The 13,552-nt window shown below is 61.1% G+C and carries 13 protein-coding genes; all 13 read right to left on the bottom strand.

The window, feature by feature from the left end; all coding sequences use genetic code 11:
- Window positions 1-16 precede the first annotated feature (16 nt).
- Window positions 17-793 carry a PaaX family transcriptional regulator C-terminal domain-containing protein gene (locus AB4K19_RS16545; RefSeq protein ID WP_375229373.1) on the bottom strand — a complete coding sequence of 259 codons (777 nt, stop codon included), beginning with the start codon at window positions 791-793 and terminating at the stop codon, window positions 17-19.
- Window positions 783-2,825: a phenylacetic acid degradation bifunctional protein PaaZ gene (gene paaZ, locus AB4K19_RS16540; RefSeq protein WP_375229372.1), complete on the bottom strand. Its 2,043-nt coding sequence runs from the start codon at window positions 2,823-2,825 to the stop codon at window positions 783-785. Before paaZ ends, AB4K19_RS16545 begins: the two co-directional genes overlap by 11 nt.
- A 9-nt stretch (window positions 2,826-2,834) precedes the next feature.
- Window positions 2,835-3,899, bottom strand: a complete 1,065-nt coding sequence (locus tag AB4K19_RS16535; protein WP_375229371.1) for a 2Fe-2S iron-sulfur cluster-binding protein — start codon at window positions 3,897-3,899, stop codon at window positions 2,835-2,837.
- Between the two features lies 1 nt (window position 3,900).
- Window positions 3,901-4,368 (bottom strand): 1,2-phenylacetyl-CoA epoxidase subunit PaaD, encoded by a 468-nt coding sequence (gene paaD / locus AB4K19_RS16530; protein WP_375229370.1) that lies wholly within the window; start codon window positions 4,366-4,368, stop codon window positions 3,901-3,903.
- Window positions 4,362-5,084 (bottom strand): 1,2-phenylacetyl-CoA epoxidase subunit PaaC, encoded by a 723-nt coding sequence (gene paaC, locus AB4K19_RS16525; protein WP_375230917.1) that lies wholly within the window; start codon window positions 5,082-5,084, stop codon window positions 4,362-4,364. The genes paaD and paaC overlap by 7 nt, the downstream gene beginning before the upstream one ends.
- 29 nt (window positions 5,085-5,113) lie before the next feature.
- Window positions 5,114-5,398, bottom strand: a complete 285-nt coding sequence (paaB, locus tag AB4K19_RS16520; protein WP_375229369.1) for a 1,2-phenylacetyl-CoA epoxidase subunit PaaB — start codon at window positions 5,396-5,398, stop codon at window positions 5,114-5,116.
- 5 nt (window positions 5,399-5,403) lie between these two features.
- Window positions 5,404-6,381, bottom strand: a complete 978-nt coding sequence (paaA, locus tag AB4K19_RS16515) for a 1,2-phenylacetyl-CoA epoxidase subunit PaaA (protein ID WP_375229368.1) — start codon at window positions 6,379-6,381, stop codon at window positions 5,404-5,406.
- Window positions 6,382-6,384: 3 nt separating this feature from the next.
- A complete protein-coding gene (pcaF, locus tag AB4K19_RS16510) occupies window positions 6,385-7,587 on the bottom strand; it encodes a 3-oxoadipyl-CoA thiolase (protein ID WP_375229367.1) in 1,203 nt (400 codons plus the stop codon).
- Between the two features lie 95 nt (window positions 7,588-7,682).
- Window positions 7,683-8,417 carry a hypothetical protein gene (locus AB4K19_RS16505; protein ID WP_375229366.1) on the bottom strand — a complete coding sequence of 245 codons (735 nt, stop codon included), beginning with the start codon at window positions 8,415-8,417 and terminating at the stop codon, window positions 7,683-7,685.
- Between the two features lie 208 nt (window positions 8,418-8,625).
- Window positions 8,626-9,762: a Gfo/Idh/MocA family protein gene (locus tag AB4K19_RS16500; RefSeq protein ID WP_375229365.1), complete on the bottom strand. Its 1,137-nt coding sequence runs from the start codon at window positions 9,760-9,762 to the stop codon at window positions 8,626-8,628.
- Window positions 9,763-9,765: 3 nt separating this feature from the next.
- The gene (locus tag AB4K19_RS16495; protein WP_375229364.1) at window positions 9,766-10,818 is read right to left on the bottom strand and encodes a sugar phosphate isomerase/epimerase family protein; all 1,053 of its coding nucleotides are present in this window, start codon (window positions 10,816-10,818) and stop codon (window positions 9,766-9,768) included.
- On the bottom strand, window positions 10,815-11,900 hold the full coding sequence (locus AB4K19_RS16490; RefSeq protein ID WP_436398340.1) for a LacI family DNA-binding transcriptional regulator: 1,086 nt from the start codon (window positions 11,898-11,900) through the stop codon (window positions 10,815-10,817). Before AB4K19_RS16490 ends, AB4K19_RS16495 begins: the two co-directional genes overlap by 4 nt.
- A gap of 10 nt (window positions 11,901-11,910) precedes the next feature.
- Window positions 11,911-13,542: a dihydroxyacetone kinase subunit DhaK gene (locus tag AB4K19_RS16485; protein ID WP_436398339.1), complete on the bottom strand. Its 1,632-nt coding sequence runs from the start codon at window positions 13,540-13,542 to the stop codon at window positions 11,911-11,913.
- Window positions 13,543-13,552: the final 10 nt, after the last annotated feature.

Genomic DNA, 13,552 nt, shown 5'->3' with positions numbered 1-13,552 from the left:
GGAAAAGCCCGCGGTCTCAGCCCCGGTCGCTCAGCGCTTCAGGTTCCGGCCGCTTTATCCGGTCCAGCAGACCGGAGACCAGAACGTGACAATCGTGGCCCCGCCACCCATCCGGACAGAGCGCCGGTGGCAGCGCGGGATGCCGCAGAACGAGGCGGCGCCAGTTGTGTACAATCAGGCAGCGCAGCACAGCGCGGCTGACCGGGGGCAGATCATCCGTCTCTGAAATCGATGCATCGATGTCTTTCAGAATGCTGTGCAGAGACTTATATTCGGCAAAAAGCCTGTCGGACACCACAGTTTTCCGCACCCAGTCCGGAACCGTATCGCCGGTGAGAATAAGCACATCGCGGGACGCCTGTGCTGTCTCTGCACCTGCGTATATTCTGGGTGCAATCTGCGTGAACCCCGCAGTGGCGATTGCCTCTCTGTTCTCGCTGCCATCCGTTACAATGATTTTCCACGACTGGCAGACGTCTTCGGGACGTGCGTAAATCCGCCGGCTCGCAGTTACCGTTTCTTCCCTGCCAAAACGGGTCAGACTGTGCCGGCTTGTGCGGCCGGTTTTTTCAGACTGTATCCAGCCGTCGTTCCGCAGCCGGTGCAGCGCAACACGGGTGGCCTCGGGCCGTACATCCATCGCCGTCATAATGGCAGACAACACCGGACCTTCGATTGCCGCGCCGTCTTCCTGCGCCAGATCGCCGAACACCGAGACCAGCAGCGACCAGACGCGCTGGCCGCCAAGGTCGGTCAGTGCTGTCGTCCACGGAGAGAGGTCTTCAGAAAGCATTCATTGTCAGCAATTCGTACTCTGCAACGGTCGCCGCCTCCTGGTTGGTGAGCCTGACATGCCAGCGAACCTCGCCGTATTCTTCGTTCCGCGGTGTCTTTGCCTTAACGGTCAGTTGTACAGAGATCGTGTCCCCCGGACTAACCGGCGCCATGAACCTCAGAGAATCGAGACCGGTGTTTGCCAGAACCGGCCCGGGATCCGGCTCAACGAACATGCCGGCGGCGAAACTCAGCAGAAGGTATCCATGCGCGACCCGCCCGGGAAAGAACGGGTTTGCCGCCGCTGCCGCCTCGTCCATATGCGCATAAAACCTGTCGCCGGTGAAATGTGCAAAAGTCTCAATGTCATCAAGCGTCACGGTGCGGGGGCCCGCATGCAGTGTATCCCCGATGGATAAATCGCCGAACGGCTTCGTAAACGGATGCGCTGCGTCTGTTTGCGTGGCAGCACCCGGGCACCATTGTTTTGTGATGCTGCTCAGAATGTCAGGGCTGCCCTGAACGGCAGTTCGCTGCATATAGTGCAGCACGCCCCGGATCCCGCCCAGTTCCTCGCCGCCACCTGCACGCCCCGGCCCGCCATGCACCATATGGGGGAGCGGGGCACCGTGACCGGTCGCTTCGGCCTGAGATGTCCGATTGTTGAAATAAAGACGCCCGTGGAACGCGGCCGACCCCAGTGTGATTTCCCGGGCAGTGTCGGTGCAGTTGGTGAAAACCGATGCCACCAGCGATCCCTTACCCCTGTTCAGCAGGCGGATCGCGTGCGGCACATCCCGGTATCCCATCACGGTGGCGACAGGTCCGAAGGCCTCGGTGTCATGCAGGTGTTGTGCCGAATCCGGGTCCGGGGCACAGAACAGCATCGGTTGCAGGAACGATCCGTTTGCTACGGTTTCCCCCTGTACAGTGACTGTTTCAGGGTCTCCGAATACCCGTTCGACGTCCTGCGCGATACGCTCAGCTTTGGCCAGTACATCGCGGCGTTGAGCATGTGACACCAGTGCGCCCATCCCGGTCGTTTCAAGTCTGGGGTCACCCACAGTTGTTGCTGCCAGCTTCTCTGACACCAGGTGCAGAACGGCATCCACATGCGCATCCGGCACCATAATCCGGCGGATCGCGGTGCATTTCTGCCCCGCTTTTACGGTCATTTCCCGATGCACTTCCCGCACAAAGAGATCAAATTCCGGAGTTCCCGGAGCTGCATCGCGGCCCAGCACCGAGGCATTCAGACTGTCCTGTTCGGCCATGAACCGGGTGCTGTTTTCCATGAGACGGCGGTTGGACCGGAGATTCATTGCCGTCTCAGAAGAGCCGGTAAAGCTGACCACATCCTGGCAGTCCAGATGATCCAAGAGGTCACCCGTGCCACCGGTTATCAGCTGCAACGCTCCGTCAGGCAGCAGGCCGCTTTGCAGCATCAGCCGCACACAGGCTTCGGTGACATAGCACGTCGCGGTTGCGGGTTTGACGATGGAGGGGACACCGGCAAGCAGGGCGGGCGCGAGTTTTTCCAGCATGCCCCAGACCGGGAAATTGAAGGCGTTGATCTGAACCGCGACGCCCTGCAACGGGACCGCGATGTGCTGACCCATAAAATCACCGGAGCGGCTGAGCTGTTCTGTAGCGCCGTCGAGATAGACATGGCCATCGGGCATTTCGCGCCGACCCTTGGAGGCAAAGACCAGCATCGTGCCGATACCGCCGTCAACGTCGATCAGATGATCTTTCTGCGTGGCGCCGGTATCAAAGCTGAGATCGTAAAGAAGCTGCCGATGGTCACGCAGGTAAAGGGCCAGCGCCTTGATCAGGCGTGCGCGGTCGTGGAAGGTCATTTCCCGCAGCGCGGGCCCGCCCTTTTCACGCGCCCAGCCGTGCATCGCAACGGTGTCGAGCGCGTCGTTTCCGGCCACGCATATGGGTTCGCCGGTGATCGCACTGGCCACAGACCGCGCGCCCTCACCCGGCGGCACCCACTGGCCCGCCGCAAAGCTCTGTATTTCGGTTATCCCGTTGTCCCGCGGCATGCCCTCTCCTCAGTGGGTATCGTATTCGACGGTAATCGTGTCCCCAAGCGGGTAGCACTGGCACGTCAGGACCATCCCCTGCTCAACCTCATAGTCCTCAAGTGCGTGGTTGCTGAGCATTTCATATTCGCCCTCGGTAACTCGCGCTTTGCAGGTCGAACAAACACCGGCCTTACAGGCAAACGGCGCGTCCAGTGCGTTGTCCAGCGAGGCCTCCAGCACTGACTGGTCCCGCGGCATGGTAAAACTGCGGGTCACGCCTTCGACGGTCACTCGGGCGGCTGTTCCTGGCTGACCCTGTGCACGCTCGGACATTTCCTGCCTGGCCAGCCGTCCCTGCTGGCTTTCGGTGAACAGTTCAAAGCGGATGCGTTCCTTCTCTAACCCGTGCTCTTTCAGGCTTTCAGCGATGGTCAGCATCATCGGCTCCGGTCCGCAGATGTAGGCGGTGTTCAGATCTTCCAGACTGATCCACTGATCCAGCAGTGCCGCGCATTTCCCGCTGTCGACCCGCCCGGTAAAAAGCTCCATGTCCTGACCCGACTCCAGGATATGGATCAGGGTCAGGCGGTTCATGTAGCGGTTCTTCAGATCTTCCAGTTCCTCGCGGAACATGATCGTGTTCACGGCACGGTTCGCATAGACCAGCGTGAACCGGTTCTCCGGATCCCGTGCCAGAACTGTTTTCAGTACCGAGAGCACCGGTGTGATCCCGGAGCCTCCGGCGAATCCGATATGATTTTTCCCTGAATGTGTCTCTGTTCCTAAAGAAAACGTACCTGAAGGAGGCATGGCCTCAAGGTGGTCACCCACTTTCAGGCCCGTGTTCGCAAAGGTAGAGAAAGCGCCGCCCTCCACGCGTTTGATCCCGACCTGAAGCAGGCCTTCGTCCGGTGCGGTACAGATCGAATAATTCCGCCTCAGTTCAGTCCCGTCGAAATCATGGCGGAAAGTCAGATACTGCCCTTCGGTGAAACGAAACTTTTCCGGCACGTCGGGTTGCAGCGTCAGCACCACGGCATCACGGATGGTCCGGTGAATGTCAGTAACGGTCAGGGTGTGGAACCGGGTCATGTCAGATACACTTGAAATAATCGAACGGTTCAAGGCATGCGCGGCATCGCCACTGCGCCTTGCAGGGTGTTGAGCCAAACTGGCTGATCCGCTCCACATCGCCTGACTTACAGCGCGGACAATGCGACGGCCCGCCTGCCGGCCGGGGCGGTGCAATACCGTATTCTTCGAGCTTCCTGCGACCTTCCGCAGACAGCCAGTCCGTGGTCCAGGCCGGGGACAGCTGGGTTTTCAGTGCGAGGTTTTCAATGCCCTGGTCGCGCAGCGCTGTCTCTATGTCCAGGTTGATGATCCGCGTCGCAGGGCACCCCGAATAGGTCGGCGTGACAGTGACCTCCAGCATTTCATCCTTCCACGAAATATCTCTGATAACGCCCAGATCGACCAGGCTGATCACCGGTATTTCTGGGTCGGGCACAGCGCTCAGCCACTCCCAGACAGTCTCTGTTGTGGGTTTATCCGTTACCATGTCGCGTCCGGATAGGCCCGTTGCAGCCATTGCATCTGTGTCAGAAGGTGGCCCAGGTGCTCGGAATGGCGGGTCCCTGTTTTCCCTCCGCTGTGTGCAAAACTGCTGTCCGGGCGTGTCAGCGTGGCGTCAGCGAATACCGCATTCACCCGGGTGTCGTAGTCCGCGCGCAGTGCTGCAGGGTCGGGTGCGATGCCCTGCGCCACCATTTCGGCGTCCAAGGCATCCGGCGTGAACATTTCACCGACATAAGGCCAGAGCCGGTCCAGTGCCGCCTGCATCCTGCGGTGGCTTTCTTCGGTGCCATCGCCAAGGCCGATGACCGTGTCCCTCGTCCGGTCCAGGTGGTAGCGCACTTCTTTGACCGACTTCTCCGCAATGGCGGCGATCCGTTCATCCCTGCTGGAAAGCAAACCGGTCAGAAACAGCTCGTGCCACGCGTCAAAAAGGAACTGCCGCATGATGGTCTGTCCGAAGTCGCCGTTCGGCTGCTCGACCAGCAACAGGTTTCGGAAGTCCCAGACGTCTCTGCGAAAGGCCAGTGCATCCGCGTCACGGCCCTGATCCTCGACCTCGCCTGCCAGGTTCAGCCACAGGGTTGTCTGCCCGATCAGATCAAGCGCTGTGTTTGCCAGTGCGATATCTTCTTCGAGCACAGGCGCCACGCCACACCATTCAGACACCCGGTGTCCCAGAACGAGGGTATTGTCCCCCATCCGGCAGAGAAATTCGAACAGCGGATCGCTCACATCGCCCCCGCGTCGTCCGGAATGTCATAGAAGGTCGGGTGCCGGTACACTTTGTCGTTCGAGGGCTCATAGAGAGGCCCTTTGTCGTCAGGGCTCGATGCCGTGACGGCGCTGGCCTCCACCACCCAGATGCTGACGCCTTCATTGCGCCGCGTGTACACATCGCGGGCGTTTTTGATGGCGGCTTCGGCGTCGGTGGCATGCAGCGAGCCGACGTGCCGGTGGCTCAGACCATGCTGTCCGCGGATGAAAACTTCCCAAAGGGGCCATTCGTTTGTCATATCGGTTACTCCGCTGCGACCCTGCGGGCTTTCTTCTTTGCCGCATGCGCCATCAGACCGTCACGGACCCATGCGCCATCGTCCCAGGCCTTGTTGCGCGCTTCCATACGTTCGACAGAACAGGGACCATTGCCCCTGAGCACGTCAAAGAATTCGTCCCAGTCGGGCTCCGAGAAATCGTAGTGACCGCGTTCCTCATTCCATTTCAGGTGCTCGTCCGGAATATTCAGGCCCAGAAAGGCCGCCTGTGGCGCGGTCTGGTCCACGAACTTCTGACGCAGCTCGTCATTGGTGTTCATCTTGATTTTCCAGGCCATGTTCTGCTCAGAATGCACCGAGTTGGCGTCTGACGGCCCGAACATCATCAGCGACGGATACCAGAAGCGGTTCAGCGCATCCTGTGCCATCTTCCGCTGCGCTTCGGTGCCGTTGGCCATCTTCATCATGATGTCGAAGCCCTGGCGCTGGTGGAAACTTTCCTCTTTGCAGATCCGCACCATGGCGCGGGCATAGGGACCATAGGACGTGCGCTGCAGCGGCACCTGGTTCATGATCGCCGCACCATCAACCAGCCAGCCAACGGCCCCCATATCAGCCCATGTCAGGGTCGGGTAATTGAAGATGGACGAATACTTCATTTTGCCGGACAGCAGATCACGGGTCAGCTGGTCACGGCTCACCCCCAGCGTTTCCGCCGCACAGTAAAGGTAGAGGCCATGCCCCGCTTCGTCCTGTACCTTCGCCAGCAGGATCGCCTTGCGCTCAAGTGTTGGCGCGCGGGTAATCCAGTTGCCCTCGGGCAGCTGTCCGACGATTTCGGAATGGGCGTGCTGCCCGATCTGGCGGATCAGTGTTTTGCGGTACCCTTCGGGCATCCAGTCCTTGGGCTCGATCTTTTCACCGGCGTCTATGCGCTGCTGGAAGGCGGCGAGTTTTTCCGGATCGTCCTGTGACTTTTCGGATTTGATCATCTGTGCATACATCGTTCAGACCCTTTCCAGAATAAGTGCAACGCCTTGACCAACACCGACACACATGGTGCAGAGCGCATAACGCCCGCCGGTGCGTTGCAGCTGATATGCTGCGGTCATCACCAGCCGTGCGCCGGACATGCCCAGCGGGTGACCCAGCGCAATGGCGCCGCCGTTGGGGTTCACGTGCGGTGCGTCATCGGCGACGCCCAGTTCGCGCAGTGTCGCAATGCCCTGGGCTGCGAAGGCTTCATTGAGTTCTATGACGTCCATCTGGTCAATGGTCATGCCTGCGCGGTCCAGCACTTTGCGGCAGGCCGGGACCGGGCCGATGCCCATCACACGCGGCGCCACACCTGCGGCGGACATCGCAACGATACGTGCCATCGGGGTCAGTCCGTTACGGGCGGCGGCCTCTTCGGAGGCGATCAGCATGGCGGCGGCCCCGTCATTCACACCAGACGCATTTCCCGCCGTGACCGTCAGCTCCGGTCCGTTGATCCCGCGCAGGCCAGCGAGCTTTTCAACGGTGGTGCCGGGGCGCGGATGTTCATCACGGGTTACCTCCAGCGGGTCGCCGCGCCGCTGCGGAATGCTCACGGGTGTGATCTCTCCGGCAAAAAGATCGGCGGCCTGGGCTGCCTCCCAGCGGGCCTGACTGCGGGCGGCAAATGCGTCCTGGTCCGCGCGGCTGACATTGTAATCGGCGGCGACATTGTCCGCGGTTTCCGGCATGGAATCGATACCGTATTCCGCTTTCATTTTGGGGTTCACAAACCGCCAGCCGATTGTGGTGTCGTATACCTGATTGTTCCGGCTGAAAGCTGTGTCAGCTTTGGGCATGACAAAGGGCGCGCGGCTCATGCTTTCAACGCCACCGGCGATGCCTATGTCCATGTCGCCAGCCCTGATGGCGCGCGATACCGCACCCACGGCATCCATACCCGAGGCACAGAGCCTGTTTATCGTCATTCCAGGTACATCGACCGGCAGACCAGCCAGCAGCAGGGCCATACGGGCCACGTTCCGGTTGTCTTCGCCCGCCTGGTTTGCGCAGCCCAGCACAACATCGTCGACGGCGCTCCAGTCCATACCGGGATTTCGCGCGGCCAGAGCTGCAATCGGGGCCGCAGCCAGGTCGTCCGCGCGCAACCCGGAAAGCCCGCCGCCATAGCGACCGATCGGGGTTCGCTGTGCGTCGCAGATGAATGCCTGCATGAAGTCCTCCGTTTCTCCGGAAACTAGGGCAGGTCACGATTCGACGCAATATTTATGTTACGTATGCGATGGCGATGTGAATTATCCGTAACGCTTCAGGCGTCCTCTCTGTTGTTGGCCGGATCACAGCTGACAGCGAGCGCGCGCAGCGTGGTACCACCAGTGCCGTGGTCGGTATTCCTGTCGGGGGCGTGGCGTTTGCCGCTGTTTCCGGTGCCCGATCCCCGCGCCGGATTGTCGGCACGCCGCACCGTATCCTGAATGTCTTCTACGGCGCGCTGTACGCCGCGGCAGATACCGCTGAGCGTTGCCACACGCTCTGAACTGTTGGCGCAGAACAGGTCGCTTTTCTGCGCGGCATCGAACATCGATACCAGGTTCTGAAGTTGCAGGTCCGCCAGCGCGGAGAAAAAACGAATATCGTCGAACACCAGACGGCTGGTGTCAGCGGCTGTGTCCTGCAGAACCGGCATGGCCGTTGCGACGACGCGGTCCGCTTTCGACCGCATCGGTGCATGCTGCAGCAGGATGTCCCAGTGCAGCTCTCCGTTTGGCAGGGTCAGGCTCTGAAAATACCGCTGATCCTCTGAGGTTGCGGCGCAGCCGGCAAAACGCGCCTGGACCGCCGTGGCTTCCTCTTCGGGCAGAAAATCGGCCGGTTCTGCGCCCTGCATATCCGCAGCGTGCAACCCCGACACAGCGCACCATGCACTGTTGCCACACATAAATGAAAACGGCGCGTCCGGGCGGGCGCGCTGTGCCGCAAACATCGGCACGTTAAAATTATCAAACAATGTCGCCAGCTGGCTGGCGGAACGTGTACTGAACATCAGTCCTCTCAAAAATCGGGTGCCCAATGGTGCCGGATTTCTGTTGTCAGTTACTTACCCGAACAACTTCAATTTTACCTATTTCAGGTTTCTGATCCGGCACGGTTTTCGCGAGGAAAGACGTGTAATCAGTGGTTTGCAGAAAAAGTGGAGGATCGTTCCGGGACTGCGAACAGTCTGTGCACGAAACGACCCCCGTGAAAAATGGTTAATCGCCCAGGGTGACCCAGGCCGCGTTGCGTGCAGAGGACCGGACGCAGGCATCCACAAACTGCATGCCGCGCAGGCCATCGACGATATCGGGATAAATGACCTCCGGGGCGGGATCACGTCCCTCGCGACGGGCGACAATCGCTTCTGCAGCCTCGGAATAAATGTTGGCAAATCCTTCCAGATACCCTTCTGGATGTCCGGGCGGGATGCGGCTCATCCTTGCTGCTGCATCACCAGCCCCCGCGCCATTCCGGGTGATCAGGCGCTTGGGCTCGCCAAGGGGTGTGAACCAGAGCTGGTTCGGGTTCTCCTGGGACCATTCCAGCCCGCCCTTTTCGCCGTAAACCCGCAGACGCAGTGCGTTTTCGTTGCCGGGCGCCACCTGGCTGCACCACAGCATACCGCGCGCGCCCCCGTGAAACCGCAGCATCACGTGGCCATTGTCATCCAGCTGACGACCGGGGACAAAGGCCTGCAGATCGGCAGCCAGGCTTTCAACCGTCAGGCCGGTCACAAAGCAGGCAAGGTTATGCGCATGGGTACCGATGTCGCCGGTGGATCCCCCGGCACCGGACCGTGCCGGATCCGTGCGCCACGCGGCCTGTTTGAAGTCCTGCTCCTCGCTCAGCCAGTCCTGCGGGTATTCTACCTGCACCACGCGGACCGCACCGATATCACCGGCGCTGATCATCGCGCGCGCCTGCCGCACCATCGGATAGCCGGTGTAGTTATGCGTCAGCACGAACAGCGCATCAGAGCTTTCCACGGTTTTCACAAACTTGCGCGCGTCCGCCATGGTCGAAGTCAGCGGTTTGTCACAGATGACGTGGATGCCCCGTTTCAGGAACTCTCGCGCGGCGGCGAAATGTACGTGATTGGGCGTGACAATGGCCACAGCCTCGATCCCGTTTTTCAGGCGCGCCTCGCGGATCGCCATCTGTTTGAAATCGTCATAAATCCGGTCTTCGGCAAGCCCCAGCGCCTCGCCTGAGGCCCGTGATTTCTCCGGTGTCGAGGACAGGGCCCCGGCCACCAGTTCGTAACGGTCGTCAATGCGTGATGCGATGCGGTGCACGGCGCCGATAAAGGCGTCGTTGCCGCCGCCCACCATGCCCAGTCTGATGCGGCTCATATTTTATATCCCCAGCATTTTGCGGTTTGCGGCCTCGTCTGTGCCACCATCGGCAAAGTCGTCAAAGGCCCGTTCGGTCACGCGGATGATATGATCGGAAACGAACTGTGCGCCCTCGCGTGCACCGTCTTCGGGGTGCTTGAGGCAGCATTCCCATTCCACCACGGCCCAGCCGTCGAAATCATTGGCGGCCATTTTGGAAAAGACAGCAGCGAAATCAACCTGCCCGTCGCCCAGGCTGCGGAAGCGGCCCGCGCGGTCCACCCAGGACTGGTAGCCGCCATAGACACCCTGTCTGCCGGTCGGATTGAACTCGGCATCCTTGACGTGGAACATACGGATCCGGTCTTTGTAGATGTCGATGTTGTCGAGGTAATCAAGGCACTGCAGCACATAGTGCGACGGGTCATAGAGCATGTTGCAGCGGGCGTGATTGCCAACGCGTTCCAGGAACATCTCAAAGGTAACACCGTCGTGCAGATCCTCGCCCGGGTGGATTTCATAGCAGACATCCACACCGCAGTCCTCGGCATGATCCAGGATCGGCCGCCAGCGCTTTGCCAGTTCGTCAAAAGCGGTTTCGACAAGACCCGCCGGGCGCTGTGGCCAGGGGTACATATAGGGCCAGGCCAGCGCGCCGGAGAAGGTCGCATGTGCCCCGATGCCCATGTTGGCCGACGCTGACAGCGCCTTTTTCACCTGGTCTGTGGCCCATTCCTGCCGCGCCTGCGGGTTGCCGTGTACCGACGGGTCGGCAAAGCCGTCAAAGCCTGCGTCATAGGCGGGGTGCACCGCAACAAGCTGGCCCTGCAGGTGGGTCGACAGCTCAGTGACCTCGATCCCGTTCGCGGCGGCCTGACCTTTAAAATCGTCGCAATACGTCTTGCTTTCTGCCGCCTGTGCCAGATCGAAAAGACGACCATCCCAGCTGGGGACCTGAACACCTTTGTAGCCGCAGTCCGCGGCCCATTTCGTGATGGCATCCCAGGAATTGAAGGGGGCGTCATCCCCCGCGAACTGCGCCAGAAACAGCGCCGGTCCCTTGATGGTTTTCATGTATTTTCCTCCCTAGTGCGCGCCGGTTCCGGCGGCAGGTTTTCTTTCAGATAAACGTCGATGCGGATGCGTTCCTGAGCGGTGTTGATCGGTGATTTATCAACCACAGCGCGCATGATCCGCAATGCACTTCGTACCAGGTGGCCGGCATCCTGGCTGATTACCGCGTCGAACAGCCCGTCGCCAAGCGCCCTGCGGGACAAAGGCGTCAGCTCATGGGCGACAATGACCGGAGCGTTCTGCATGCCGGTCCTGTCAAAATGACGGATCAGCCCGGCGTTCCCGGCGGCAGACGAATAGATGCCTACAATGTTTCCCGTCCGCTCCAGCGTCTGAGGCAGCAGCCTTTCGATCAGATCCGGGTCATCCCGGCCCTCGAGCGAGGCGAGCACATTCAGATTCGGGAAATCCCGGGCCATGACCTCGTCAAACCCCAGGCGGCGTTCAAGATGATCGCGTGCCAGCATAGAGCCTGTCAGCACCAGGATATTGCCCTGGACCGGCCCCAGAAAGCGCCCCATCAGCTGGGCCGCGGTCCGCCCTGCCGCGATATTGTCTATGCCGACATAGGTGTTCCGTTCTGAGCTTGGGATGTCCGACACCAGCGAAACGACGGATACCCCATGTGCCCGCAGTCGCGAGATGCTGTCGCGTACTGAAGGTGTCTCCGGGCCGAAGACGGCAACGCCATCGGTCTGCGTCACGTCGACCTCGTTTATCGCCTCGGCGAGTGCCATCGGATCAAACGCCGGTACGCTGATGTGTGACACCTGCGTGCGGTCACGCAGGAGGCCCGGCGACAGATCGGCGATGTGCTCCTCGATCAGGGACAGGAACTCGTTATTGGTCGCCGGAAGGATAAACAGAAAGCGATAGACCCGCCCGCGTGCCAGATTGGCCGCAGCTGTGTCACGCACATATCCCAGATCGGCGATGGCCCGATTGACCTTTTCGACAGTGATCTTGCGGACGCCGGGGCGTTCGTTGAGCACCCGGTCCACGGTCGCAAGGCTGACCCTGGCCACACGCGCAATGTCGTTGACCGTAGGTTTCAGCGGATTGTTCTCGCGACCGGCTTTCATGCCTGCTGGGTTATCCTTTCATCGCGCTGACCAGACCCTCAAAGAGGCGGGCCACCGCTTCGGCGCCCGGGTCGTTGTGACCAATCAGGTTTTCCTCGGGCACATAGGAGGCGCGCCCGGCTTTGGCCCGGCCGATGGCCGCGGTGGCATCCGCTCCCGTGCGCGCGGCGGCAGCGGCCTGATCCACGCCATCCGGCAGCGCAGTCAGCGCGGGTTCCAGCGCGTCGATCATGGTGCGGTCACCGGCGCGCGCGCCGCCCACTTCGCTGATCCGCTGCAACCCCTTGAGGAGGGCTTCATGCGTCGGATGTCCGTTGGCGCAGGCATCGCCTGCCGCGCCGAAAAAGATGGCGAGGATGACGCCCGAGGACCCGCCCATGGTCTGGCTGAGTTCGTTACCGACGGCGCGGAAAAGCTGGGTCAGATCGGCGAGCGGCATCCGGTCAAGCGATCCTTTGAGCGCGCGTGCTGCGGTGGCAAGGGTGCTGCCTGTGTCGCCATCCCCCGATTTTGCATCCAGCAGGTTCAGGTCGCTTTCAGCCGCGATCAGCAGATCGCAGCAGGTCTCAATGATGCCCCGGACCCGTGGGTTCTCGGACGGAATGGGCTGGATCGGGCTCAGCCCGTCGGGCAGCGGCTTTGCGATCACATCATCCAACGTGAACATGCCGGGCCATGCAGCAAGCGGGACCGGGCGTTCGAGACCCGCCCTTGCGGCATCGGACAGTGGCAGGACAGAAACGGAAAACCCGTGCATATCCAGGGACGTCATCATCGGCGCCGGGCCGATCACCGCCGTAATACCGGCTGCCTTGGGCGAGGATGCGAGGGCCTGCGCCAGCACGGACATCTCCAGCGGGGTGGTGCTGCCCAGGTTGTTGAGAAGGGCCACATGCGGTGTGCCGTCGAGGCGGCCTGCCAGCTTGTCGAGAACCATGTCCATGGCGCTGGCGGCTGTATCAAACTGAACCTGCTGCACCCCGGCCTCACCGTGGATCCCGAGGCCCAGTTCAGCCATGCCGCTGGCGATCCGGTCTTCTTTGGCGGAACCGGGCACCGTGCAGGTGTCGAGCGACATGCCGATGGAGGCCATTTCATCATTGGCCTTCTGTGCCGCCGCCGTCACGGTGTCGAGGTCCGCGCCATCTGCTGCCAGAGCGCCTGCGATCTTGTGCACGAAAAGTGTCCCCGCCACGCCGCGCGCCTGAGGCAGATCGGGCAGGGCGATATCATCATCGACCACGACCATCGACACCTTGAGGCCGAAAGCCCGGGCGCGTTCAGCCGCGAGACCAAAGTTCAGCCGGTCGCCTGTGTAATTTTTGACGATCAGCAGACAGCCGGCCTCGCCGGTGACCGCGAGGATACCGGCGAGAACCGCGTCGACAGAGGGAGAGGCAAAAACCTCGCCGCAGACCGCCGCCGTCAGCATCCCGTCGCCGACAAATCCCGCGTGGGCCGGTTCGTGACCGGACCCGCCGCCCGAGATCAGAGCAACCTGCGATTTATCCCAGTCCGTGCGGCAGACCACTTTGATATGCGGGTAGCCGTCCAGCCTGCAAAGGGCACCCCCCGAAGCTGCGAGAAGCCCGTCGATGGCATCGGTGACCAGGTTTTCCCTGCTGTTGATAAACTGCGCCACAGATATCTCC

This window comes from Roseobacter phycocola (assembly GCF_042055075.2).
Taxonomy (GTDB): domain Bacteria; phylum Pseudomonadota; class Alphaproteobacteria; order Rhodobacterales; family Rhodobacteraceae; genus Roseobacter.
The sequence above is the reverse complement of the archived record's forward strand: the minus strand, read 5'-3'. Positions and strand labels throughout refer to the sequence as shown.